This window comes from Collinsella sp. AM10-26 (assembly GCF_003472525.1).
Lineage (GTDB): Bacteria > Actinomycetota > Coriobacteriia > Coriobacteriales > Coriobacteriaceae > Collinsella.
In genome coordinates this window covers 189,279-215,263 of record NZ_QRMC01000005.1, presented here as the reverse complement: position 1 = coordinate 215,263, position 25,985 = coordinate 189,279, and the positions used below count along the sequence as shown (strand labels likewise).

Annotated in this window: 18 protein-coding genes and 2 pseudogenes; 7 read left to right on the top strand and 13 right to left on the bottom strand. The window is 58.9% G+C overall.

The features are described 5' to 3' along the window. Positions 1–277 precede the first annotated feature (277 nt). Positions 278–1,117: a metallophosphoesterase gene (locus DW123_RS06195; RefSeq protein WP_117735593.1), complete on the bottom strand. Its 840-nt coding sequence runs from the start codon at positions 1,115–1,117 to the stop codon at positions 278–280. Between the two features lie 325 nt (positions 1,118–1,442). Between DW123_RS06195 and DW123_RS06190 the strand changes: the two genes are divergently transcribed. Then, positions 1,443–3,044 (top strand): potassium/proton antiporter, encoded by a 1,602-nt coding sequence (locus DW123_RS06190; RefSeq protein WP_118273135.1) that lies wholly within the window; start codon positions 1,443–1,445, stop codon positions 3,042–3,044. 207 nt (positions 3,045–3,251) lie between these two features. Then, on the top strand, positions 3,252–3,929 hold the full coding sequence (locus DW123_RS06185; protein WP_118273136.1) for a DUF3800 domain-containing protein: 678 nt from the start codon (positions 3,252–3,254) through the stop codon (positions 3,927–3,929). A 135-nt stretch (positions 3,930–4,064) separates the two neighbouring features. On the opposite strand, the gene DW123_RS06180 is transcribed toward DW123_RS06185, so the two are convergent. From DW123_RS06180 to DW123_RS06135, 10 genes and pseudogenes are all read right to left on the bottom strand, one after another. Next, positions 4,065–4,259 (bottom strand): hypothetical protein, encoded by a 195-nt coding sequence (locus DW123_RS06180; protein WP_118273137.1) that lies wholly within the window; start codon positions 4,257–4,259, stop codon positions 4,065–4,067. A gap of 27 nt (positions 4,260–4,286) precedes the next feature. Next, positions 4,287–5,639 (bottom strand): hypothetical protein, encoded by a 1,353-nt coding sequence (locus DW123_RS06175; protein WP_118273138.1) that lies wholly within the window; start codon positions 5,637–5,639, stop codon positions 4,287–4,289. A gap of 93 nt (positions 5,640–5,732) precedes the next feature. Next, on the bottom strand, positions 5,733–8,078 hold the full coding sequence (brxL, locus tag DW123_RS06170; protein ID WP_199570192.1) for a protease Lon-related BREX system protein BrxL: 2,346 nt from the start codon (positions 8,076–8,078) through the stop codon (positions 5,733–5,735). Between the two features lie 11 nt (positions 8,079–8,089). Continuing rightward, on the bottom strand, positions 8,090–10,798 hold the full coding sequence (gene pglZ, locus DW123_RS06165) for a BREX-1 system phosphatase PglZ type A (RefSeq protein WP_158570714.1): 2,709 nt from the start codon (positions 10,796–10,798) through the stop codon (positions 8,090–8,092). Between the two features lie 23 nt (positions 10,799–10,821). Then, entirely contained in the window at positions 10,822–11,790 is a 969-nt protein-coding gene (locus tag DW123_RS06160; protein ID WP_118273140.1) for a hypothetical protein, read from the bottom strand. Between the two features lie 138 nt (positions 11,791–11,928). Continuing rightward, on the bottom strand, positions 11,929–12,549 hold the full coding sequence (locus DW123_RS06155) for a HEPN domain-containing protein (protein ID WP_118273141.1): 621 nt from the start codon (positions 12,547–12,549) through the stop codon (positions 11,929–11,931). Between the two features lie 7 nt (positions 12,550–12,556). After that, positions 12,557–15,052, bottom strand: coding sequence for a BREX-1 system adenine-specific DNA-methyltransferase PglX (gene pglX, locus DW123_RS06150; protein ID WP_118273142.1), 2,496 nt, complete (start codon positions 15,050–15,052; stop codon positions 12,557–12,559). 66 nt (positions 15,053–15,118) lie between these two features. After that, positions 15,119–18,781, bottom strand: coding sequence for a BREX system P-loop protein BrxC (brxC, locus tag DW123_RS06145; protein WP_118273143.1), 3,663 nt, complete (start codon positions 18,779–18,781; stop codon positions 15,119–15,121). A 78-nt stretch (positions 18,782–18,859) separates the two neighbouring features. Then, the gene (locus tag DW123_RS06140) at positions 18,860–19,552 is read right to left on the bottom strand and encodes a DUF1788 domain-containing protein (protein ID WP_118273144.1); all 693 of its coding nucleotides are present in this window, start codon (positions 19,550–19,552) and stop codon (positions 18,860–18,862) included. 1 nt (position 19,553) lies between these two features. Then, positions 19,554–20,192, bottom strand: a pseudogene (locus tag DW123_RS06135) (BrxA family protein); the annotation flags it as partial. Positions 20,193–20,545: 353 nt separating this feature from the next. Here DW123_RS06135 and DW123_RS09600 point away from each other — a divergent pair. From DW123_RS09600 to DW123_RS06125, 3 genes are all read left to right on the top strand, one after another. Further along, positions 20,546–20,719 (top strand): hypothetical protein, encoded by a 174-nt coding sequence (locus DW123_RS09600; RefSeq protein ID WP_158570715.1) that lies wholly within the window; start codon positions 20,546–20,548, stop codon positions 20,717–20,719. Positions 20,720–20,849: 130 nt separating this feature from the next. Continuing rightward, a complete protein-coding gene (gene serC, locus DW123_RS06130) occupies positions 20,850–21,974 on the top strand; it encodes a 3-phosphoserine/phosphohydroxythreonine transaminase (RefSeq protein WP_118273146.1) in 1,125 nt (374 codons plus the stop codon). 71 nt (positions 21,975–22,045) lie between these two features. Continuing rightward, on the top strand, positions 22,046–23,209 hold the full coding sequence (locus DW123_RS06125; protein WP_118273147.1) for a phosphoglycerate dehydrogenase: 1,164 nt from the start codon (positions 22,046–22,048) through the stop codon (positions 23,207–23,209). Between the two features lie 348 nt (positions 23,210–23,557). On the opposite strand, the gene DW123_RS06120 is transcribed toward DW123_RS06125, so the two are convergent. Together DW123_RS06120 and DW123_RS09760 are read right to left on the bottom strand one after the other, a co-directional pair. Further along, positions 23,558–24,607, bottom strand: coding sequence for a hypothetical protein (locus tag DW123_RS06120; RefSeq protein WP_118291494.1), 1,050 nt, complete (start codon positions 24,605–24,607; stop codon positions 23,558–23,560). 211 nt (positions 24,608–24,818) lie between these two features. After that, a complete protein-coding gene (locus tag DW123_RS09760) occupies positions 24,819–25,013 on the bottom strand; it encodes a hypothetical protein (RefSeq protein ID WP_233540135.1) in 195 nt (64 codons plus the stop codon). On the opposite strand from DW123_RS09760, the pseudogene DW123_RS09755 reads away from it, so the two are divergent. Both DW123_RS09755 and DW123_RS09750 read left to right on the top strand, forming a co-directional pair. After that, positions 24,960–25,169 (top strand): annotated as a pseudogene (locus DW123_RS09755) (M20/M25/M40 family metallo-hydrolase); the annotation flags it as partial. The gene DW123_RS09760 and the pseudogene DW123_RS09755 overlap by 54 nt on opposite strands. A 119-nt stretch (positions 25,170–25,288) precedes the next feature. Then, positions 25,289–25,981 (top strand): M20/M25/M40 family metallo-hydrolase, encoded by a 693-nt coding sequence (locus tag DW123_RS09750; RefSeq protein WP_233540136.1) that lies wholly within the window; start codon positions 25,289–25,291, stop codon positions 25,979–25,981. The last annotated feature ends 4 nt before the right edge of the window (positions 25,982–25,985 follow it).

Here is a 25,985-nt window from a genome sequence, read left to right as displayed (position 1 = left end):
CCACACCGGCAAAACACAAGTCAGTTACCTGCGGTTTTGTTGAGGCAAATTTGCCGGCTGCTCGGCATTTCCAAAAAAGTCTACTCACTTAGCCAGCGGGCAGCCAAAAAAGAACCGTCGCGACGTCGTTTGACTCCGTTGCGACGGTTTTTCGAGCATTTTCGCGCTGCCGCGGACGCAGCCGCTCCTCGTTTCTAGCGCTTACCGAGCAAGAAGGCGCTACTCTCCGAAAGTAGTCAAAAAAGCCCCGTCCCAAATTAGCTACCCTTTGCACCGATTATTCGCCCGGATTGATGTTCGCGTAGAACTCGGCCCCGTCGTCTAGGCGCAGGATACCTACGCGGCCAAACTCCGACCCAGTGGCGGCGGCGCAGTCGATGTCGATGCGATCGGGCACGCCGGCGGTATCCTCGCCGCCCAGGCGCACGATCTGCCCGCGGCCCGACTCCTCATCGAGCCCCGCCAGGCCGCCGACCTCGCAATAACGCCCGAGCGACACCGTGGGCGTGTGGCCGCTCACCACGACCGGGCCCTTGCCCTCGACAGAAAGCAGCCCCGTCGGCGCATCCCAATAGCCATGGCGAATCCACAGCAGGTCATCGGACGACTGCACCGCAAGCATCTGCTGCAGCAACTCGGCATCGGCATCGACCGCTCCCCTGCCGTTGCCGCAATCGACACCGTGCTCAAGCAAAAACGCGCGAGCAGCCTCGGTCTGGATGCCGGCATGCACCAGCAAATACGGGCGCTCGGCAGTCTGGGCCACTGCATAGAGCGGCAGGGCGGCAGCCCAGCGGATCAGCTCCTCGTACGCCTCAAATTCCATGTCGTTGAGCTGCTGACGGGTAGTCCAACCGCCGTTGATATCCCAGGTCTCGGCATCGAGCGGATCCTGGCCAATGATGGCGTCGAGCATGATCTGCTCGTGATTGCCCTTGAGCACGCGAGCGTTGGGCAGCGAGCGCACAAGCTTAATAACGCCGACCGGATCGGGCCCGCGATCGATCATGTCGCCCAGCACATACAGCGTATCGTCGGACGCCAGCGAAATCTTGGACAGGGCCTCGTCAAGCGCACGCACGTGCCCGTGAGCATCGGATGTCACATAGATCGCCATGGAACGCCTTTCCCTGCATTGCGGCCGAAGCCCGATGCCACGACTAAAACTTCAAGTTGAACTTAAACGTTATCCATTGTACTCCGTTGCAATAAAGCTGGGAAGGGTTGCATGCCGTCAACGGTCGCCAGTGCACGCCTGCCAACCCGCACCGCTCACGCCACACCGCCTAGCCCAACGCCCCGACCAGCGACGCTCGCGTCGCAGCCTCATGTCGAAAATGCGCACGCCCGCAATCCAGGCCCATAAACCCACCACCTTTGGGTACAAATAACCGCAGACAACTGACCGTGCCACGCCAACCATCCAGGAGCGGACACTATCCATGAACCAGATACTTCTCTTTATCGGCCTCGTCATCATTTTGTGCCTGACCATCAAACCCGTCGGCAAAAAGCTCCCCTTCCCCACCCTGCTCATCTTTATCGTGCTCGGCATGCTGCTGGGCGTCAACGGCCCGGCGCGCATCGACTTTAGCGACTACGCGCTCACCGAAACCGTCTGCAGCACGGCGCTGCTGTTCATCATGTTCTACGGCGGCTTTAACACCAATATCGACCGCGCCAAGCCCGTCACCGCGCCGGCGGTGCTGCTGAGCACACTCGGCGTTGTCGCCACCGCCGGCATCACGGGCGCCTTTGCGCACTTCGTGCTGGGCTTCGACTGGATCGGCGGCTTGCTGCTGGGCTCGGTCGTGGCGTCGACCGATGCGGCAAGCGTCTTTAGCGTGCTGCGCGAGCACAACCTGTCTCTGAGGGACGACACCGACTCGCTGCTCGAGGTCGAATCGGGCTCCAACGATCCCGTCGCCTATATGCTCACCGCCGTGCTCGCCACCCTCGCGGCCGGCGGCAATATCGACATTCCCGTGCTGCTGGCCAAGCAGATCATCCTGGGCATGGGGCTGGGCCTTGCCATCGGCTGGACATCCAGCCGTCTGATTGAACACGCACACGCAACGGCGGAGGGCGCGCACACCATCTTTTTGTTTGCTGTGGCAATCGTGGCCTACGCGCTGCCGAGCTATCTGGGTGGCAACGGCTTTTTGGCCGTATACCTGGCAGGCATTGTGCTGGGTGCGAGCGACATCACCGGCAAGGTCGAGATGGCGCACTTCTTCGATACCCTCACCGAGATGGCCGAGATGACCATCTTCTTTTTGCTCGGCCTGCTCGTGACGCCCGCCCGCCTGCCGCAAATGCTGTTGCCGGGCCTGGCGCTCATGGCGTTTATGCTCTTCGTGAGCCGCCCCATTGCCGTTGGCGTGCTACTGGCGCCCTTTAAGACGAACCCTCGTCAGATCGCGCTCGTAAGCTGGGCGGGCCTGCGCGGCGCGGCTTCGGTCGTATTTAGCCTCTTTGCCGTTGTGGCCGGTGTTCCCGGTGGCCACGACCTATTTGACCTGGTGTTTGTGATTGCCGTGTCGAGCATTGTGGTGCAGGGCTCGCTACTGCCGGCGGTGGCAAAGAAGCTCGACATGATCGACGCGGAAGGCGACGTGCGCCGCACCTTTAACGATTACCGCGATGAGGGCGGCATGTCGTTCGTCAAGCTTAAGGTGGGCGCGGGCCATCCGTTTGCCGGTCGCTCGCTCGCCGATATTGGCAGCGTCACGGACATGCTCGTGGTCCTGGTGCTGCGCGATGGCGCGCACCCGGTGCTGCCCAATGGCGATACCGTGATTGAGGAAGGCGACCTGTTGGTGATGGCCGCGCCGACGTTTGAAGAACGTGCCGAGGTTACGCTGCGCGAGGTCACCGCGACGCCCCACGGCCGCTTAGCTGGACAGCGTCTGCGAGACGTGCCGCAAGGCAAGCATCCGTTTATCGTGGTGATGCTCAAGCGCGACGGCCAAACGATCATCCCCGACGGCAACACCCTCATATACGCCGGCGACGAAGTCGTCATCGCCACGCTGGCATCGTAGCGGCCAGAGGCAGTAATATGGCAAAGGGCAGTCCCTTTGTCATATTCCCATACCCGCAGGTAGATTGACGAACATGTGTTTGGTCATTATAATTTCTACTTGAATAGACTCCTCGTCTCGTGGTATAAAAGGGTTGCGTTCCTTTATGGAGGGCAGTCAAGGGCCGGGGGATCCCCCCGGCATTTTTGTTTTTAGGGAGACTGCATCATGAGGGAGCTTTCCGTCTTCGTCGACGAATCCGGCAACTACGGAGGGCAAAGCGCTAAGTACTATCTCGTTACGCTTGTTTTCCATGACCAGTCAGCGTCAGTTGCTGAGATTATTTATCGCTACGAACACGCGCTTAGATCGCGTGGGCTTCCCGATATCCCCCTGCACATGAATCCCCTGATGCATGGCAATGAATCCTACAGGGGCATGGGCACCCACTTGCGGAATCGCCTTTTGTCGAGTTTTGCAACATTTGCCAACAAATGCCCCGTCACATACATGACGTTCAGCTACCAAAGAAACAAGTTCAAAAGCGATGCGACTATGTTCGCAAGAATGCGTCGTGACGTAATCCTCTTTTTGTTCGACAGACTTCAGTGTTTCCAAAGCTATGACGCTGTCAAAATCTATTACGACGACGGGCAAAACGAGGTAACGGCCATCCCTCACGCCGCATTCGAATACGTCCTCGGAAAGCAGACGGTCATTTATAAAGAATGTGACCCGAAGCTCTTTAGGCTGCAGCAAATTGCTGACTACATCTGCGAAATCGAACTAGCGCAAATTAAATATGAACACTCCGAGCAATCAAATACCGAGCAAATCTTCTTTGGAAACTATCGTGATTTCAAGAAAAATCATCTTAGAAAGATTCGGGCGAAACGTCTCGTGTAGACCCGGCGCGCGGCTTCTGCTATAAAGATTCCGGTACCCTCGAATAGGGGGACCTCCAAGAGCCGGGGGCTGTCCCCCGGCATTTTTTATGTGTAACGTTGCCGAATGTGACAAAGGGACAGTCCCTTTGTCACATTAATAGTCATCGTCGACAGCAAAGTCGCGGAGATCGAGGCCTTCGCGCTCGGCTCGTGCCAGCAGCTCTTGGGGCGACTCGTCCTCGATATCCACTACGTCGAGCATAGCGGCCGGAAAGCCCACGCCGGCCGCACTCCCTGCGCGGTCGAGCAGGCTCTCGCGCAACTGGTCCACATCAACGTCGATCTTCATGGTGAAACCCCCTACCGGATCAGGCCCCTACTCAGCAGCGCCGAGCACATTCACGGCTGCAACGAAAGCCGCAACCTGCTTGTCATCCATCTGTGTGGCCAAACGCCCCACAGGCTCGTCGTAGGCAAACTGCACCTTATCGATAAAGCAATCCCAAGCACGCTCATCCACACGCACAGCGTCCTCGCAATACTGGCTGAGCTTTTTGAGTCCATACCAAAACGCATTCACATGGCGCACAGGATCCTCGTCCAGTACACCATCGTAGCGCCGTCCGTTAAACTCACGCATGCGCGCCACGGCAACCTCGAGCGAATCGCCGCCGTCGGCCGAAGCCTCGTCCACAAGCTCGGGAATCGTAACTTCGCGCCGAACATTGTGCCTGGTAGCACCGTCGTACTCGCCCACCAATACGTCTTCGTCAAGTCGATCATCGTAGTCGAAATAACTACTGCCGCGGCAAATCCCATGCGGCGAACCGGCACCAAAGGCACAGAACAACCCGCCGTCGGCAACAACGCGCCTATAGGTCTCAAACGACTTCTTAACCTGAGCGAGCAACTCGTCAAGCTCCCCGGCATCGCACCCCGTCTCGCACGTAATGCAAACAAGTCCCGGCAACGATACCGGCTCCACCGTGCTCCCTGCAACGCGGGCAGCGCGTTCGGCCCGATACGCTTGGGCTGCCAAGCGCGCTCGCTGCGCGGCACCGCGCACGTTAGTAAGCTCGCGCTCCAGCGCCACATCGCCAGCCACATCGCTCGCAAACGCGTCAGCACCCTGCGGGCCGGTCGCACTCAGCTCGGACTCAAACGTCGCCGTGATCATGCCGGCAAGGTCCGTTGCGTCGGCGGCACAACGCAGCTGCTCCAACTGCGTGCACAGCAGATCGGCATCCAGGGGCACCGCATCCACAACGCACACGTCACTCAGACGCGCCGCGCCCTGCAGCACCAAAGCCCCCGCAGCATCGTACGCCGCACGAACCCTGTCCGCCGTATTGGCACGCAGCTTTACCTCGATAAACGCAAGCGTCTGCTCCAGGCGGGCCAACAGCTCGGCCTTGTCCTCCATACGCAAAAAAGCAGCGTAGCGCCGCTCCATCCGCAGCGGCCCAACAATGCCCGCCTGCTTGCGAGCGCGTGCAAGCGCAGCGCTCTCAACACGGCGAACATACCCGTCAACAGCCCGTACGGCAGAGTCGTGCGCGGCGCGCTCAGCAGCCTCGACGCCCCTAAGCACACCCAACAGCTCGCGGGAGCGCGCCTTACGCACCAACTCCCCGCGATCGTACTGTTCAAGCGCCGTCTGACGCTTGGCTACCGACTCAAAGCCAAACAACTCATCGAGCAGTTCGCCAGCAGAACGTTCTTCCGCCATGGCAAGGCCTCCTCACGCGCAGCGCGCCAACATGCTCGCGGGCTCACGTGCGCATCAAACGCCTCGCGCACGCAAGCCCGCACGCTCGCATTCCTATAAATCCAACGCCTTCTTCGCAGCATCGACCGGGTCGCCATCCATGTAGAACACCGGGCTCAACCCCGAGATAATCTCGGAGGAAACGCTCTGCAGGCCCGCGATGGCGCTCAGCGGCAATATCACGCGCTTGGCGCCGGCGTTTTTGGCCACGCGCATAATGTCCTCGAGCCCGCGGATCTCATCCATAGAGCCCGACATGCGCAAGATTCCCGGAACCGCTAGCGCGGACATCACCGGGCGGTTGCACGCCGCGGAGCACAGGCCCACAAACTCGGCAAGCGAGACTTCCTCGGACAGGCCCTTGCTCTGCAGGTCGTTATAGAACAGCAGATAGTCCTTGGAGCCAATGTGCATGCCCGGCGCCACACGGTTCGCCAGGTTCACAAAGTTGTCAAACGCGGCTTCCAGCGTATCGCGCACCGGCTTATTAAAGGCAACGCCCTCGTGCTTAAACTTGCACTCGCCGGCAACGGCCTTGTTCTCCAGCTTGTACACGGCAACCTCGCCGCCCTGCGACCTACCCACGCCAAACACGTGACCGGACAGCAGCGGGCCATCGGGAATCAACGTATCCTCGGACTGCTCGGGCACACGCACCACGTGCACGTCCTGCGGATTGTCGGCATCCATATAGCCCAGGTTGACGTCGATAAACTCGACGCCCGCCATAATCTTGAGCTGCTCCTTTACGCGGCGACGGCCCTCGATAGCGTAGTCCAGCAGCCAACGAACGTCGTCCTTGTCCATAGCCTCGTCGGGGAACAGCAGCTTGGCCAGGCCGCTAAAGGACTTGCGCACGGCGATCTCGTCACGCTTGTTAAAGTCGCTGTTAAAGCGGAAGTAGCGATCGATATGATGCGTAAAGTCCTTGCGGCGCATCTCCTTGCAAAACTCCGACAGACAGTCGGTGATTAAGCCGTAATGCCCGGTCAGCAGGCTCGAACGCATCTTGGGAATCTCCCAGCCCGGCAGGTAATAGTGGATACGGTCGAAGAAGGCCGAATCGTTGTTAAACTCCGGCGGGAACGGATCAAACAGGTGCGTGGTCTTAAGGACGTTTTGCACGGTGTCGTTGATGTTGCCCTCAAAAACCATGGAGGCATCGGCGTTAATCTGGTCGCGGCCGCGCGCGTAGCTGCCACTCGCCATATAGTCCTTCATGATCTGTACGGCGTTGGTGTCCTTAAAGCGCATGCCGGCGACCTCGTCGAACGTCACGCAATCCCAATGGCCCACCAAGCCCACGCGGTCGGCGCGCATGGAGTTCATACGGCCGAACAGGTTGGCCGTGGTGGTCTGCCCGCCCGAAAGCAAAATGGCGTAGGGCGAAACCTCTTTGTAGATATGGCTCTTGCCGGTGCCGCGGGGACCAAGCTCGCACAGATTGTAGTTGCGCTCGATCAGCGGCACCATGCGCTCGATAAAGTGCAGGCGCTCCTTCTCCGAAAGCTCGCTGGGCTCATAGCCGGCAGAGCGCAGCAGCATGTTGAGCCACTCGTCGCGCGAGAAATACTGACGTTCCTCGATCATAGCGTCCAGGTCCAGGTTGGGCATCTGGATAGGCGTGAGCGACGCCACGCTAAACGGAGAGTCCTCGGGTCCGCGCTTTTTGCGCTTGGCCTTGGAGCGGCGCGGCGCATCGTCGCCAAAGACCTCCATGCCAAACTCGTCTTCCTCTTCCATGGGACGACGATACTCGATGCTCATAATGCACCAAATACCACCCTGGAGAATCTTGGAATAGTCGCGCACGTACTCGGCCGGCATCACAAACGGCTCAATGGTCAGGTTGGCAAACGACGCCACGTAGATGTCTTTGTACTCGTCGAGCTTGGCCGTCACCTTATCGATGATGGTAAAGCGACCCAGCTCGCGGATTTTGGACTTAATGCGCTCGGACTCGTCGGGACGCACGTAGTTATCGGTGAGGATCTTGCGGATGCGCCCCAGGCCCTCCGCCACGGCGTCCTCGTCGTCGGTTGAGCAGTACATGCCCAGCAGGTACTCCAGCACAAAGGTGGGCACGTTGGCGCCGCGCTTCATGAGGGCCGTCAGGTCCTTGCGCACGATCTTGCCGCCAAAGTGCTCGAGCAGCTTGCCGTCCAGCACATCCATGTCGTAGCCGTCGTCCTCGGGAGCCTCGGCCACAGCCTGGGCATAGCCGTCGGTCGAGGACTCGTCCTCGGCGGGCGCCGCAACCTCATCGGGTACCGCGGCCACCGTCGGCTCCGGGGCAGGCGCGGCAGCCACGGCCTCCTCTGCAGACACCGCAGCCTGCACCGGCACATTCACATCAATCGAGGGAACTTCCCACAGATCGTCGTCATTGCCATCAAACATAGGGCACACTCCTAAAAACCAAAGTCAGCAACAGGGGCAAACGAAACAGCGATGGTGTACGTCTCGCGCCAAACGATCTTGCCCGTCTCGCGCTCGCGGCAGACCAGATAGTACGGACCCTTGGCCGAGAATCCATCCGCTGCATGCAGCGCAAACTTGGCATGCACCACGCGCTCCTGCGAGTTAACAGAAGTCTTGTTGGCATGCGCCTTGACCGTATCGCTCACCTCGTTGCCACTTGCATCGGTAAACACCAGCTCGTACTCGCACGGCAAGACCTTGCCTTGGGCAGGTTCTTCCTGGATCAAGTTGACCGAGAAGAGCGAGTTGGTCACTCGACGTCCCTCACTCAGCACGCGCAGCGTCGCTGCGCGCGTATCGACAAAGTCCTTGGAACCCGAGCGCGCACGCCAAAATCCGATAACGGGCACGCAGAGCTCCTGCAGGCTCATGCCGCCGTGGACGTAGTTGTTAGTGCCGCCGGGACGCTTGAAGTGCACGTTCTCGCGCGGGGCAAATCCCTCAAAACCGGCACCCAAACGTCCCATGTCAACATTAACAAACACCTCGCATGCCTCTTCCGAAAGCTTGGCCACGGCCTCGTTGGGCACCACCAGATGACGCTTGCCGTGCATGACAGGAGCGTCAAGGAAGGGAAGGTCTGGCTTGCCGAGCATCTGGCACTCGCTGAGCTCCCGACGCGTGTAGATAAAGCCGTGGTCCGCCGTTATAACGACACGCGCACCCGGGGCGTCGGTGCACACGCGGCGTGCAAACGCGACAAGTTCCTCCACGGTGTCCGCGCAGGCATCGAAAACGTCATCCTGCGTAGCGGCCTTCTCGCCCGTGGCATCGATCTTGTTGTGGAAGAGATAGACGAGCCTAGAGTCTTTGAACAACGCTTTACGCTCGGTTCCCACCATGTTGAGGTATACGCTCGAGCGCAAAGCGCGCGCCGTGGGCTCAACATGGGCAAGCACGGCCTCGCGCTGCGGAGTCGTCGCAGTTGGCATGCCGTCAACCAGCACAAACGAACCATCCGCTGCAAGCTCAAGCGCTTGGTGAGGCAGTAGCGCGGGCATGCCCACCTCGGTAATGGAGGGAAAGACCGCCTGCATGCTAGAGACCTTGACGTTGCCGCCGCGCTCGCGCTCGAGCAGTGCCGCAACGTCGCGGGCCGCCTCATAGCGCAGCGCGTCGCTCACGATAACGACCGTCGTTTTGGCAGAGCCCACAAAGGTGGGCAACACATGCCAGTAGAACTCATCCTGCCGTTCGGGACCCTCGATGTAGCCGCAATCGGCCCACTCCCCTTGCGCAGCGGTCGCCCAGCAGGCATTGGCGTCGGCCAAGAACCAGTTGCTGTAGAGATTCTCCGCCCAGTCCACCACAGCTCGGGCAGGCTCCTCGAGCACATCGCACTCGGCGGAGCGCGCCCGCAGATACGCGGTGCACATATGGCGATAGGCAGCGTCCATGGCATACCAATCGGACGTGTAGGCATCCCATACCTGCTGGGGTTGCGCCAGATGGAACCCGCCCGCGTGTGCCTGCCTAAACGCGCACATATCGGCCACAGCGGCAAGCAAGTCAAAGTAGCTCTCGACACGACGGTACCAGCTTAGGTCGCAGCGACGAGCAGCAAATGCGCGCGCATCCTCAACACGGTCCGCGCCCTGGGCAAACGAGCAGAACAGCTGCGAGAGCACGGCCTCATTGACGCACGGAAACACATCAAGCGAGGCCAGCACTTCGATCGGCAAGGTCTCGAACCGTGCAAAGAGTCCGCGGGCGTCCTCAACCAAACGGCAAATCTCAAATAGGTCCTCGCTCGATGCCTGGGTATCGGCTGTCTGGTCCCACGTACGCACCGCCTCAAGGCAATAGGGCCCGTAGGCGGGAGCCACATGGCTCTCAAGCCCCTTGAGCGCTCCCTCGGGAAGCGCGGTGGATGCCGCCGTAAGGAGCACATGGGATGCAAGCATAAGCAATGAGTCACGCTCGTAAAGCGGCCCATCAAACCCATAGCAACGCACGATGAAGGCAGAGAGCACATCACGCACGCAGTACTTGTCCACCAACTCGGCCAGCGCCTCGGGGCCCTCGTGCAGCAGCGTGGTCATACAGCCGCGCAGTACAAACGCGGGCCGCGCGTCGACAAACTCTTTACCGCCAAATATCACCGCAAGGATGCCGAGTTCGATATCGGATGCGCCCGAGGCGTGCGGAACACACGCGGCAAACTTAGCACAGCGGGTCTTGGCATCAAAGAACGTCTTGTGCTCGCGCAGGCTCTCGCGCACGGCGTCGATATTCTCGATGCCCAGCTGATCGGCCAAAAGCGAAAGATAGTCAGCCTGGAACTGATCGGCATACAGCTCAACATCGGCAAGCCAATCACCCTCAAGCCTGCCGCGCGGGCAACGGCGATACAGCAAGATATCGCTCGCAAGGTCATCGCGGTTGATGAGCTTCTTGACGGCAAACATACGGCCCTCGCAGGCCTCAACAAAGCGCACCGGGCGCTCAAAGTCACCGTGAGCAGGCATTACGCCGGCATCGGCCCCCACGCCGTCGAAACCCTCGGCAGCCAATCGCTCAAACTTAGGAGCAAACTCGCCGTCTGCATCGTGCCAAACCACCACACGGCGCGGCGCGCATGAGGACAACGGCTGCAAAAATCGCAGCTTGAGCTGTTCTTCTACATCGATCTTGGGCATGAATATCCTTACCATATCTGCAGTTACTTAATCTTTGCCAGCACATCCTGAAACTTGGCGTAGTTGACCTTGACGCCGTCATCCAGGTCGATCTTAATCATCTGGTCTGCCAAGTGGTGCAGTTTCTCCTCGTAGGCAATGGTCTCTTTGAGCTGGTCGTTGAGCTTTTTGATGCGCTTATCCAAGCGCACGCGCTCGCCGCGCTCGGCACTGACAAGGGCATCGTTGGCATAGCCGATCTGGGCACGGTAGCGTTCTTGCTGCCCATGCACATAGTCGGTGCGGATGCGAGCCAGCAGGTCGGGCTGGTAGCGATGCATGTAAACAAGGCACTTGAAGCCATTCTTCTTGCCGCTGTCGAACAGCCAGTAGATGGGACGCTTCTTATAGGTCTGGCAGTGGTCCTTAAAGAAGTCCTTCAAAAAGTAGGAGCGGATTACCTCGCGCGAGGTACCCTTGCCGCCGACCGCTTCGGCAATAAAGGCCAGGTTCTGCTCGAGTGTCTCCTCGCCGTACACAGTGCGCACAAAGTCGATAAAGTAACGCACAATGTCATCGTCAAAGTACTCGTCGTCGGTGATGGGCAGCACGTTGTCGCTATCGGGCATAAAGGTCACATGCGCGGGATCGGGCATCTTGGCCAAGTAGTCGTCAACCGTGGCACCCTGATCGGCCAGAATCAGCCCGTCCACATCCAGCGAATAGCGGCCAAACATGCAGCCCACGGCATAGCTTATAAGCGAGGTGATCTCGTCGCGCTTGGTACGCACGTATTTGTTGCCCTTATAGCTCTCGGGAATCTCGTCGGCGGTATCAAAGATGCGCGCCACCGAAACGTACTTATCCTCAACCTCGATGGGCACCTCCCCCTCCATGTTGTAAATCTTGGCAAAGATTCGGTTGAGCTCTTCCTCGTTAGCGCGAAGCTGCTCAAAGCGAGCATTGACCTCGGCCTTGCGAGCCTCGTATTTTTCTTGAAGTAAAGTGGCCATGGTAGTCCTTCTCTAATGTTGACCCGAAAACCGCACTCAAGAGGCAACGTTGAAGCCTTGATTGCAGATAGAAGTCGAATAAATCGCGTATTATGCGCCTCTCTCTTGTGATATATACAAACGAACTCAGGGCGCGCATCAGGAAGCGTCCCATCCCTCAATTTGCTCATCTACAATTCGAAGCATGTTCTCAACCGCTTCTCGCCACGATCTGACCGTACTAGCCTTAATACTCTCGGTCTTACCAGACTTCTTGTTTAAATCGACTTCATGAACTATTTTGTGTCGACGTTTAATCAGGTTCTCAATTAATGATTGATTCTTAAACTGAGTTAGCGAAATCCCGATCTTGGAAAGCCAGCTGCATATCTCCGAGTATTGGTTAAAAGAGACCAATGAAAGCTGTGATTCGATTGACGATTGAATCAAATCTGAAACCTGTTCATTCTTATATTGAGCCAGATCCCTAAGCGTAAATTTCTGAGCTCTCTTTTGAGCAGAACCAGGCAACGAAATGCCTTCGAGTTCTTTTGAGTCCGCCCTATCGAATAACCAGTCGGATAGCATCCCCCGAACATAATCTTCCTGAGATCCGTGAAGCAGAACAACGGCAGCCCTCAATATGTCAGCAGAACGTGCATCTTGCTTGGTGCTAACCAGACGTCTGGCTTCTTCCTTTTGTAAAATTTCATAAAGAGCGAGAAGGCTGTCAACGCGAGACAAATTGTCTTTAAGCCTATTAAACCGATCCGTAGACATTTGCCACCTACACCAAAGGATGACGTTTGAAATCCCAAGAGGTCTCAAACGAATCCCAGTCAAATTCGGATGCTTGGAGCGATTTCTGGACCAATTCTAAAACTTCCTCATTAGAGGAATCCATCCCGTGGACAGGGATACGTTTAAGGTCTCCAACTTCATTATTAAAAGTCTGGCTCAACGCCAGCTTAATATATTGCGCTGTAGAGCTATTAAGCAGGCCAAGAATGAATAACCTGTCTTCCTGTTTAACCGGAACAATGTAATAGCCCGCTCCGCCACAAATAGAATTGTCCGAACAATTTCGAACACTAATCGGACCACTTGTAAGCGCTGACCAGGTTAACACGCCGTTTTTATGATAAAAACGTTCATTTTGGACACGGGCTTTTGCTTTTCCATTTTTGTCCCTATTAGTCTTAATCTCATGCCCATCATCCAGCCAATTAACAACATCTATCTGATTCCCTGACCACTTTCTGTAGTCACCCCCATCAAGCATAAAGTGCCACTTCGCTCGAGATGGATCTCCCGTAACGCCTAGGACGTCCCGATTCGAACACTCGAACCAGCATCGAACGAAAAGATCGGTATCGCCGCACTTTAGCCCTTGCGCTAGTGAGCTGATCACAGACAATGGCGTTCCTTCCTTGAACGAAAGACGCGCCCCTTGTCCAAGCCAGTAGGCTATGGGGGTGCCGGGGATTTGTTTGAAGGTCTCGGCGTCGCGGCGGTAGAACCAGCCGCAGCCGGGGTTTCGGATCGCCTCGAGGGCCTTCGGGGCCTGGACAGCAGCACCAACGAAGTCCGAAAGGCGCACATAGCCGCCCTTGTAGCCCTTGACGAACGAATTGTGGAACGTGTAGGTACAGATGGGCACGGTCGCGCCAGCGAAGCCCGAGTACTCAAGCTGGATGAGAGAGGTTAGCGTTCTGTTGTCGATAATCTCGTTGCGGAGCTTCTCATAGCTTCCGATGAACATCCAGACGAAAGGCGACATGACTCCGCACTCGCCGTGGTCCTTGGCGAGACTGAACATGCGAACGACAAAGCTGGAGAAGAGGTCGCTCTTCACGTCGGGGTAGTTCTTCTTGATCCACTTGCTCATGAATGGATTAAAGCTGCTGCTGCCCATATACGGAGGATTCGCCACGACGCAGGTAAAACGACGGGACAGTTTCTCGCAGATGGCGGCAGCGCATTCGAGCTTAGTTTTGGTCGCAGAAGCAAAAAGATCGTCGGAACAGCTCACGGCGGCGGCCTTAAGCTCGTCAATCTCGTCCTCTGAAGGATTAAGAAGCGAGCCGATCTCGCCCAAATGGCTCAGTTCCTCGGCGAGCTTCTTGTTGCCCGGCAGCTCATCCTCCCCCAGCGGAATGCTCGTGAGCACGGTAACATCGGCGCGAACGCCACGCCTAAAGAAGCGACGGTCGTGCTCGCGAGCGCACATGGCAAGCGCCAGCTCGGCGATCTGAGCCGCACGGGGATCGATCTCCATGCCAGCGAGGTTTTTGGTCAGGATAAGCTCCGGGATCTCGCGCTCGCGGTAGCCGCGCTCCTCGTACATGGCAAAGAGCAGCTCAAACGCATAAACCAGGATATGGCCCGAGCCGCACGCTGGGTCGCAGAGGGTTATATCCTCGGGGCTCGAGATGTGGATGAAGTCCTCGTGCTCAGCATCGGGCGCGATGTAATACTCCATGCGCTCGCGTAGCGAACTCCCCGGATTGTTGAGCATCCACAGACGGCCGAGCGAGTTCTCGACCATATAGCGTACGATCCACTCGGGGGTGAAGAGCTGCGTGGCGGGCGCGATGTCCGCCGCCGCTGCCTTGCGCTTGGACTTGAAGAACTCGTCTTTGACGTCGGCATTGTAGTACTGATACATCCAGCCCAGAACGGTCACGCCCTCGCGCCAGTCCTCGTCAGCGAGGCCGGCATTGAGTTTGCCCACCACACTGTCAGCCATCATGAGGCCCTGGGGCAACAGCAGCTCCATGGCTCCGCCCACGCGTTCAAAGACGCCCGGCAGGCAATCGGCAAGCTCCTCGCACTGAGCAACAAACAGGTAGCGCCACAACGGTTCATCCAAGCCCGCCATCTTGAGCTCGGCTATGTGATCGGTATCGGCCGTCGTTATCTCCACATCCAGTGCGTTCTCCACGGCCTCGCTGCCATGGCTGCCGTCCGCACGACTTAGCATGCGCATACGGCTGGGAAGCCATCCGCGTGCATCCATGAAGCGAATGGCCACGATGCGGTTGAACCAGGTGTAGGCCGCACGGTCGCGCAGCGCCTCGTGACCCACCTCTGCCTGCATGCGCAGCAGCTCGTCGCGTTGCTCAATCTCAGCCGGACTTAGGGGCAGGCCGTTGACGGTCTCGGACCCAACGGGCGCGGGTGCAGGTTCGGTGATGCCGTAGCGCACCATCTGCGCCTCCACGCCTTTGATGAGCTCCGTACGGGCCCAGGTGCAGAAGCTCTTAAGAGCAGAATCGTTCATGGTTGATGAGCCTTTCTAAACGCCATAAGCCACCGGTGCGCGCTTTGGCACCGGTGGCTCCGCGGGTTAGTTGATACGGATCTCGTCGTTTGCAGCGAGCGCCTGCATAAGGCGGGAGCGCAGGTCGTCCACGTAGCGCTCCACGTCCTCTGCGGACAAGAGACGACTCGGCTTGGCCAGATCGGCGCGGCGCACGGTCTTGATCTTGCGCTGGAGCTTGGGCGCGGGCACGGGAGCAGACGATGCGGCGCCCTTGTTGGAGACCTTCTTGACCACCTCACCCGTACTCGTGACCTCAGTGGTGCGGCGCTCGTTGTCCATACGCACGCGGGCCTCATCCACAGCGTCGTACATCTCGTTGGCCGCCGCACTGAGCCAGTCGCCCCAGTTAGTTGCAACAACGCTCAGTTCGTTGAGACTTTGAGCGCTGTGGGCACGGTTTTTGAACGACTCGTATTTGGTGCCGGCGCCTGCTATGGCATCCTTGGCCTGATTGACAAAGCCCTTTTGGCTCTCGGCCTGCGCCCGCAGGTCTTGCAGATCGCTCTCGATGCGACACAAAAACTCATTGCGGCGGATGCCCAACAGCTTTTTCATGTCGTCCTCGACGGGATCCATAAGCGGCTGCAGGTCTTTAATATGGCCGTAGGGCTTGGGATCTTTGAGGATCTCGCGCACCTTTGCAACGCTCTTCACCGCGCCGGGAATGTCATCGGAGGCATACTCGATACCCTCGGTGCGGCTCAAGAAATCCTTGGCGTGGTCAAACGCTGTTCGTTGGTTGGACCCGAAGAACTCAACCACCCTGTCAAAGTCTTCCTTGGCATCGAGCAGGCGGTCCTCATGCTTGGTGAACGTGGTCAAGAACGCCTCGGCCTCGTTCTGGTCCTTAAGGACGTCGGCCACCTCCGAGCGCATCTTCTCGCACTCGTCCTCACCGGGATACGGGTAGGCCGGCTTGATGCCCGTGTAGTAGTCGCGTGCCATGGCGAGGCACGCCTCGCGCAAGCCCTCAAGGCGCTCTTTGAGCTCGGCCACGAGCTTATCCTCGTTGGAGGGCACGGTCTTGAGATCAAACAGATCACGCATGAGCTCGCCCGTGGCGCGCAGCAACCGGTCGCTCATGCGCACGCGTAAGCGCACCTGGGCCTTATCGGCATCCTTGCGCAGGAGTGCCACCATGCGGCTGTCGTTAGCTTGAACCGTCTGACCGCCAAACAGCACCTGCGCGCGCTGCTCCACCACAAGCTGCGCCACCACATTTGCGATATCGACCTCGCGCCAGCCAAAGGGCCTTTGCTGGTACTGGCGCTGGATATCGCCCATAGCGGTATCCAGGTGGCGCTGGTGCTGAACTTTGAGGTAGTCCTCAACCTCCTTGAGCGCACGCGTGTTGCCCGCGTCCATGCCAGCGAGCCCCGCCTGGACGTTGCCCGCCAGAGTGGAGCGGATATCGGAATCGCTCGTGACCGGCGCGCCGATATAGTCGGCCTTTTCAAAGACTACATCGCACAGCTGCGCCAGCACCTGCTCAAAGACCTGGGCGGGCTTGGCCGCGCGGACCTCAACCATGCGGCCGTTGACTGCACAACGTGCATGGAGCACGGCCTCGCTCAAAAGGGTATCGGCCTCCTTCTCGTTATAGGCCGCCTCGCGCATCTTGGACTCGACGATCTGGCGCGTACTCAGCTGAAGCTCCTGGAGATTTCGCGTCTTGGCGTACTTGCGGATCTTGGCGGCGCTGACGAGCGTCTCCCAATAATCCGCCTCGTCACTCAAGGCCACGATGGCTTTGCCCGAAGAAGCCAAGGCCAGCTCGGTATCGTCCGCACGGCCCAGGTCGCTCGCCATAGTCGCCACGTTAAGCTCCATGCCGCCCATGCTGGTACCGTGGATTGAGCCGTCCACATAGCGGTCAAACGGGAAGTCGTTGGCCCCGCGGTTGAGCTTGCGCGCGGTGTAGATGCTGTCGAACAGGCGCTTTTTGATAGACTCGATCACCTGCGCGATGTCGATCGGGGTGCGTGCGATCTCCTGCGCTATCTCCTGCTCCTCGTCGGTGAGGAAGCTATAGGTATCGCCCTGGCGTGACACGTAGTTCTCGCGCTCCAAACGGGCGAGGGATTCCTTGACGCGGTCCTTGAGGGCGCGCTTGTCCACGTCGAGGCTATCGATCATGAGGATGGAGATGTTCTCGACCGTGGCCTTGACGTAGCCGATGTAACGAATCAGGTACAGGAGCTTGAGCACCTGAACGTCGTAGGGTTCAAGGCCCTCCGCGTTCTCGGCCGCACGGACCGCGCGGTCAACCACCTGGCTGATGCCGTGCTCAAGATCTTTGGAGATAGTGTCGAAGAAGCGCCAGAACGGCACGAGCGCACCGGTCTGGTCATGCTGGATGACCTGAGCGCTCTCCTGAAATGCGCTCAGCATGGAGCGCTCGCCCGTGGACATGTGCTTGGCCTTGACACCGTGCTTGCGCACCTCGGTCATCACGTCGGGCAGGAGCTTAAACTGATAGCCCACAAACGGGTAGCCGGCCACAAAATCCTTGGAGTTGGCGTAGCCGGCAAGGTCGGAGCGCGAGCCACCCTCAAAGGTAAAGTTGTTTTTGAGCACGGCGGTGTCTTGCTCGTAGACCCGTGCAAGCATATCGGCCGCCGGCGCGGTCTTCTCGAGCACACGGCGCTGGATGACCTCGTCCACGCTGGAGCTGGAAAGCGAAAGGCGGGTATTGAAGCGGCCTTGAATCTTTGAAAAGTCGTTGCCCACGGGCAGACTCAGGTTGTCGATGGCCTCCTGGCTCGTGACCATCACCCACACGCGGCCACCGCAGGCGGCACCCAGCTCCTCGACGATGGTCTGAAGGCTCAGCATAAGGCTTGGGTCCTGGTCGTTTGTAATAAACTGACCCACCTCATCGACCATAAAGAGCAAACGGAAGTTGCCGCCGTGGGCCGCTGCCTGAGCGTCCACGTAGTCCTTGACCTTTTTGGCAAAGACATCAGGGGCCAAAACCTCGTCCTCAGAACCCTCGAGCCAGTTCCATGCGGCCTTTTCGCTCATGCCGAGCACGCTCTGCAGCACCTCGACGACGTCGTCCTCAAAGTAGCTGTAGGTGTCGCGGGTCTGGAGCCAGGACTCGCCGTTGACGCGCTCAAAGGCCTCGCGGAACTCCTGGGTCTTGCCCAGGGAATCGATGTAGTCCTCGAGCTTTGCAAGCTTGAGGTCCTCGCCGTAGAAGCCGCGCGCCTCGTAGAACATGCGCTCAAAGCCGCGAAGCAGCGCCGTGGGAGCCGTATCACCCTGCTTCCACTGGCCCGCCTTGCTATCGATGTTAAAGAGGATGGCCTGCGTGGGCACCGAGCACGCGCGCTCCATGGCAGCCGCGACCATGGGGTCGACGATTTTACCGTCAAAGTAGCGGATGGCGCTCTTACCACCGATCTGGCGATTCTCGAGCAGGTAGCTCAGCATCTTGAGGAAGTGCGATTTACCGGAACCGAAGAAACCACTGATCCACACGCCGATCTTGTCGGTGCGCGCATCGATGGCATCGCCGTAGGCCTTGAAGAACGTGGCAAAGTGCCTCTGCAACTCGCGCGTCACCACGTACTCGTCAAGCTCCTGGCGGATGGACCCATCTTTTGAATCCTGGACCTTGACCACGCCATTGATGGAGCGGTTGATGTCTTTTGCAAAGAGGTCGCGAATGATCGTGTTGTCCATGGGTGCTCCTTTGGGTTTGGGAACGTTATGGCAAAGGGTTATTACCGGTGGCAGGGCCTTATCTGCGGGGAGCCGTGCTTACGAGATATCGATGGCGCGGTAGTAGTTATCGGCAGGCAGACGGTTAAAGAGTTGGAAAGAAGAGCCGTTGAAGCTGCCCGGATAGGCAGCGATCACAGGCACCTCATCAAAATCCGCAAGCATGCAGTGGAGAAGCGTGTGTATGCGAAAGAACGGGAAAACCTCGCCCGCGCCGGTGAGGAGAACGACGTCTCCAGGCGCGTGCGGCTCGGTCTGCTCAAGGATGTACGCGGCGACTTTCTCGGGCGAGGCGAACTTGGCCACGTCCTCGAGCACGCGCTGGGTACCGCGGCGCTCCTCTTGGCGCGAGATGGCCTTGAGGACACGGCGCTTTTCGAGAATTGCCAGCACGGCGTCGTAAAGGTTCACGACCTTGAGCGTGCACGGAAGCTTGTCGGCCTCGGCATCGCGCGAAAGGGCGTCAAATAATGCACGCGCTTCAAACTCAAGCGCGGGGTCATAGCAAAAGGTGTGGAAGCCGATCTCATTGCCTATGCCCTTGTTGGCCAAAAAGTCCTCGCTGCACAGGCACTCGCGCAGAAGCTGCGCGCGTCGCTCAAATTCCTGACGGGCGTGCTCGGAGCGGACATGCGCCGCCACGACGCTCTTACGGGAATGGATGCCGATATTGGTGGTGAGATCGGTCGCCGGGGTGATAGCCGGTTCGGCGGCGTTGTTGACGGGAGCCACGCTACATCACCACCCTGCCGGTAAGGGCCGCGATAAGCGACTGCTCGCCCAGCAGAACCAAGGCTCGCTCGACATCGGAATCGAGGAAGAGTGGTGACAGGCGCTCGGACTCCGGGCCCTGGCCCTCGCCGATAAGGCCAGCATGGCGGAGCGTCTGGCGGAGCGAGCCCTTAATGCGCTTGACCGTGGCCTCAGTCCAGCGGGCCGCGTCCGGATACTCCGTGGTAAAGCGTGTTATAAAGGCGTTGAGGTCAACCGCCGTAAAGGCATAATCGAAGTTTTGTAGGCGCTCCCCTACCTCGACGAGCACGAGCTCGCGCACGATATCGTAGCGGCAGATCATGCTGTAGAAGATGGCCTGGTCCGCCTGCGTGGGAGTGCCGGATGCCATGAGCCTGGTTAGGGATGACACAGCCTCGACGGCGATATTGGAGTCGATGCCACGCACGGCGCATGCGGCGTCCGTGGGCACCATGGCGTCGAGGCGTCGAAGGCACACGGTTGCGCGGTTGGCGACCATGCGCTCCGTGGGATATTGAAAGAGGTTCTCACTCTTTACGCGTACAATGACCTGCTCGTCGCTTGCGCCCTGCATACGAAGGGCAGCGACGATGCGCATCTCATGCGGGAGGAATTGCTCGCGGGTGAGCCCCCCCCCCCCGAACGCTTTTTGTGGTTATATCCACAGTACACGCTCCAAGGGTGTCAAAGGCTGTCACAAGTGCGCCGCAACCCGGCAGGCAGGTGCGGCGCACATGACAATAATCATACCTGTTGGTAAAAAAGTTACCACGCCCAGAGTGTCAAATGTTGAGCAACAAAATTAAATCCGGTTAACGGTTATTTTCGCAGCTCAGAAGCTTTGACGAGGTCGCCCCAAATCACACTTGCCAGACAACCGCGCTTACGAATGCAGGCACGCACACGCCCAACGCCATCCTCCGCTATATTCAACATAGAGTTATACATATGCTTCTATGTAAGGAGTTTCGTATGCCTGTCGTAAAGCCTATTTCTGATCAGACGCGCGCGCTGACTATCATTCAGGAACGCGAAGATCACATTCAACGTGCCATCGCTCGTGGTTACAACGACCTCACCAACGGTCGCGTGCGCCCCTGGAAACAGGCGAAGGCCGAGGCGGATCGGATGCGAGCCTCGAGATAGCCCTCCCCCATGTAACCATCCTGTAAATCATAGCGGCGCAGTCGAGTTTTACCATGATGCGGTCGCGCCTGGCGCTCCACTGTGCTAAAGTATCCCGAACGTTCAAACGACTACGAGGGGGAACTAGAAGATGGCACGTGTGCACAACTTCTCAGCTGGCCCGGCCGCACTGCCTACAAGCGTGCTCGCCGAGATCGCCGACGAGATGATGGACTACCGCGGTTGCGGCATGTCCGTGCTCGAGATGAGTCATCGATCTAGCATGTACCAGCAGATCATCGACGACGCCGAGGCAACCCTGCGCCGCCTGCTGAGCATCCCCGACAACTACCGTGTCCTGTTTTTGCAAGGCGGCGCCACGCTGCAGTTTGCGGGCATCCCCATGAACCTCATGCGCCGCGGCCGCGCCGGCTACATCGTGACCGGCAACTTTGCCAACAAGGCGTACAAAGAGGCCGCCAAGTACGGTGAGGCCGTGCTGCTCGCGAGCTCCGAGGACACCAACTTCGACCGCATTCCCTACATGGCCGACGTCAACGCACGCATTGCCGCCGAGGCCGCGGGCGAAGGCCTCGACTACGTCTACATCTGCCAGAACAACACCATCTTTGGCACCATGTACCACGAGCTGCCCGCTTGCGGCGATGTGCCGCTGGTCGCCGATGTCTCGAGCTGTTTTCTGTCGCAGCCGCTCGACGTTGAACGCTACGGGCTCATCTACGCCGGCGCGCAGAAAAACGCCGGTGCCGCGGGCGTGACCGTGGTCATCGTGCGCGACGACCTCATCGCAGATCGCCCCGCCTTTACGCAGACGCCGCAGTACCTGGACCTCAAGACCCAGGCCGCCAAGGGCTCCATGCTCAACACGCCCAACACCTTTGGCATCTACGTATGCGGCAAGGTGTTCCATTGGGTAGAGCAAACCGGCGGACTTGCCGCCATGGCCGAGCGCAACTGGGGCAAGGCCAACCTGCTCTACGACCTGCTCGAGCACAGCGAGCTGTTCCATGGCACCACGCAACCCGACAGCCGCTCCATCGCCAACGTCACCTTCTGCACCGTCGACGCCGAACTCGACACGGCCTTTGTCACAGGCGCGGCCGAGCACCAGATTCAAAACGTCAAGGGCCATCGTCTGGTGGGCGGCATGCGCGCCAGCGTCTACAACGCCGTAACCATGGAAGACGTGCAGGCACTGGCCACGTACATGAAGGACTTCGAAGCGCAGCATAGTTTGAGTCCGCGATCTAACTAGCCCGCAACACGCGGGCCGACCAGCCACCTCAGACCACCCTGTTTAGATCAAAACCTGCTAAGGAGTTTTCCATGCGCAAGATTAAGACCATCGACGACATCACCAAAGACGGCAAAGTCGAGTTTGGCGAGGGCTACGAGTTTGTGGGCACCGCCGAGGAGGCCGACGCAATCCTGATGCGCTCAACCGACCTGCACGGCTACGAGCTGCCCGAGGGCATCCGCGCCATCGCCCGCTGCGGCGCCGGCGTCAACAACATCCCCGTCGAGGAGTACGCCAAAAAGGGCGTCGTCGTCTTTAACTCCCCCGGTGCCAACAGCAACGCCGTCAAGGAGCTCGTCCTGGGCATGCTGGTGCTTTCAAGCCGCGGCGTGGTGCAATCGATGAACTGGGTACGTGACAACGCCGACGACCCCGAGATTCAGGTCGATGCCGAAAAGGCCAAGAAGGCCTTTGTGGGCCGCGAGCTTAAAGGCAAGCGCATCGGCGTCGTCGGTCTGGGCAACGTAGGCTCCAAGGTCGCCAACGCCTGCGTCGACCTGGGCATGGACGTCTACGGCTACGATCCGTTCATTTCCGTCGAGCACGCGTGGGTGCTGAGCCGCGAGGTGCAGCGCGTGGGCACGCTCGAAGATCTCTGCCGCGGCTGCGACTACCTCACCGTACACGTGCCCAGCAAGGCCGACACCATCGGCATGATCAGCACCGAGCAGATCGACCTGCTGGCACCGGGCGCCGTCCTCATTAACTACGCGCGCGAGACCATCATTGACGAGGACGCCGTCGACGCCGCCCTGCGCGCGGGCAAGCTGAGCTGGTTTAGCTGCGACTTTGCCACGCCCAAGACCGTCAAGATGCCCAACACGTTTATCACCACGCACTCGGGCGCCGGCACCGGCGAGGCCGAGGCCAACTGCGCAGACATGGCCATCAGCGAGCTCAAGGATTACCTGGAAAACGGCAACATCGCGCACAGCGTCAACTACCCCGCCTGCAGCATGGGCAAGGCGCGCGCCGCGAGCCGCATCGCCTGCCTGCACGCCAACGTGCCCAACATGATCGGCCAGATCACGGCAATCCTCGCCAAGGACAACGCCAACGTGCAGCGCATGACCAACGAGTCCGCCGGCGAGAACGCCTACACCATGTTCGACACCGACGAGCACCTGGACAGCAGCACCATCGAGGCGCTCAAGCAGATTCCGTCGATGTATCGCGTGCGCGTGATCAAATAGCGCCGGCGGCAAGCCTGCCAGGCAGGCCATGAAGCCCCATTCGGTCCCCGTTTTCGCGAAACGGGGGCCGATTTCGTTGCTCCGGACGACTTTAAAATGATACCCAGAACAAGTTTTTTCGGATAATCGACAGTAAGACCCAAATCACCAAGCACACCCGCTTTGATAAACAGCTTTATCAGGGACTTTAGTAGGTAAAAATCAATCTCTATATACCACATTCAAGTTGACTGTCGATTTTCCGAAACAACTGTTTATGGATAGCATTTTTAAAGCCCTTCCAAGGCAAAATTGAAGCCTTTTTGCGACCAAAACTCTAGCTCGCGCGAGCGTTTTCTACCTGCGCGACTATATTCCCGCCCAATCGATAAAAATTTCCTCACGAAGCCGCCGTTCGAGCTCCTGCTGCCGCGACGTCTTGTCTTTCAGCGGCACATCGAGATAGGACATGATGAGTTCCATCACTACGCGGAAGGCATCGGAGTCAACCAGCTGGCCATAGGTCATCAGAACGACGGGATATCCCATCGCTTGCAAGGCCGTCGTTCGATCGGAGTCCGAGATCTTGGATTCTATGGATCCATGAATGGCTTTACCTTGACATTCAACCAGGCACTCTCGGCTGCCGTCCTTATTTGCCAGCAGGATATCGGCATAGCGCCTATCAAGCCCCGAAATCAGACGGGCACTGCGCGTCATACGAATCTCAACGTTATTGGTAAGGCGCAGCCCTTCACCGCCGCGCAACCTCGAAAGACCAAACAGCATCGAAGCCTGGACCTCGAGCGGCGATGCCGCCACCCCCGTAACGCATTTTGCGGCACGTGTGAACGATTTAGCACCGCGAAGCCCTCGGATCTTATCGACGTACTCTGCAAGTTCAGAGAGCTCAATCAAGGGAGGTCGTTTCCACAAGTCCGTTGGATTCCCCGAGGCATCCTTTACGTTTTCCCAGCCCAGCCGGGCATCGCCCCACCGGTCCCCGTATGCCTGTTCAAGCGCCGACTTTACCTGAGACGCAATCTTGCACACGGCAAAGGTGCCGCACATCTCATACATGCACATGATCAGTCGCTCGTTTGAGACCGAGGAGGCCAGTGTCAGCAAGGTAAAGAGCGGGGACGCGATATCGAGACCAAACTCTGTCTGCCACACGGAGCCAAACGGCCTCTCCCCGTTCCAAACATGCCTGACGATGCGATCGCCCTTACGTCCGCAGCTGCCCTGCGCCAAAACGTGCAACGGGGTGCCCAGGAAATGCTTGACGAGTGGGTGCTCACAAAGATGCTCCCTGCGCGGATCGTCCGCAGAATCGGGCAGGTCTGGCATTATTGCCAAGACCTGTGGAGGTATCCGGTGATACCGAAAGGCAGATATGTCGCACAGCATGTCGTCCATGAAGGGTACGTACCCACTACGTCGTTTGTGAGCCCGCTCGGACGGCAAACGCGATGGCTCCGCCTGCGAACGGTAAATACCGCCACGCGCGCGCCGCGGATCTCTCAGTAGGCTTACAATCAGTTTGGAAAACAGACTGATTGTGAGGTTGCATATGGTTGATGAGGACTTTGCCTGGCGGCTTGCGCAGGACCTTGTGAAGATTGACAGCTCAGACCCGGGCGCATATGAGGACGAGATTGAGCGCTTCATTAAGAGGCTCATTGAGCAGCAGCTGGCACAACTTGATAGTTCTGCGCTCGATGCCGTGCAGATTGAGGAGCTCGAAGTGCTCCCCGGACGCCGCAACCTCATGGTCACCGCGCCCGGTTTGAGCGACGAGCCGCGGCTGGTCTATATCTGCCATATGGATACCGTCACCTTGGGTGATGGTTGGGACGCGAGCACCCCACCGCTCGGGGCAACCGTGCGCAACGACAAGCTCTATGGCCGCGGTGCCTGCGACATGAAGGGTGGCCTGGCCTGCGCCATTGCCGTGATTGTCCACGTACTCGAGCGCATAGCGACAAGCGGCGAGCTGCCCCGCCGTGGCTTCTCACTCATCTGCTCGGTAGACGAGGAGGACTTTATGCCGGCTCCGAGGCCGCCATCGGTTCCGGCTGGATCGGCTCGCGCGAATGGGTGCTGGACACCGAGCCCACCGACGGGCAGATTCAGGTGGCGCACAAGGGGCGCACGTGGTTCGAAATTGAGATGGCCGGCGGCACGGCGCATGCGAGTCAGCCTTGGAAGGGTGCAGACGCCGTCGCCGCCATGGCCGAGGTCGTGTGTTCGCTTCGCCATGCGTTCGCGGCGCTGCCCGTGCATGATGAGCTGGGGCCTTCGACCATTACGTTTGGACAAATCGAGGGCGGCTATCGCCCCTACGTCGTGCCCGACCACGCCAAGGTCTGGGTCGACATGCGCCTGACGCCGCCGACCGATACGGCCGCCGCGACACGCATGGTGGAGCAGGCCATCACCGCTGCCGAAGCTGCGGTTCCCGGCTGTCACGGCAGCTATGTTGTGACGGGCGATCGCCCCGCCATCGAGCGCGACCCGAGCTCTCCCCTTCTAGCTGCACTCAAGCGCGCAACAGACGATACGACGAACGCGGACACGACCGTCGGCTTCTTTACCGGCTACACCGACACCGCCGTCATTGCCGGCAAGACGGGCAACCGCAATTGCATGAGCTACGGCCCCGGCTCATTGGCACTCGCGCACAAGCCCAACGAATATGTGCCCCACGCCGATATCGTTCGCTGCCAGAACGTGCTGATCGCGCTTGTCGATAACACGCTCTGGGACGCGAGCGGCAAAGTTGGGGCATAATAAG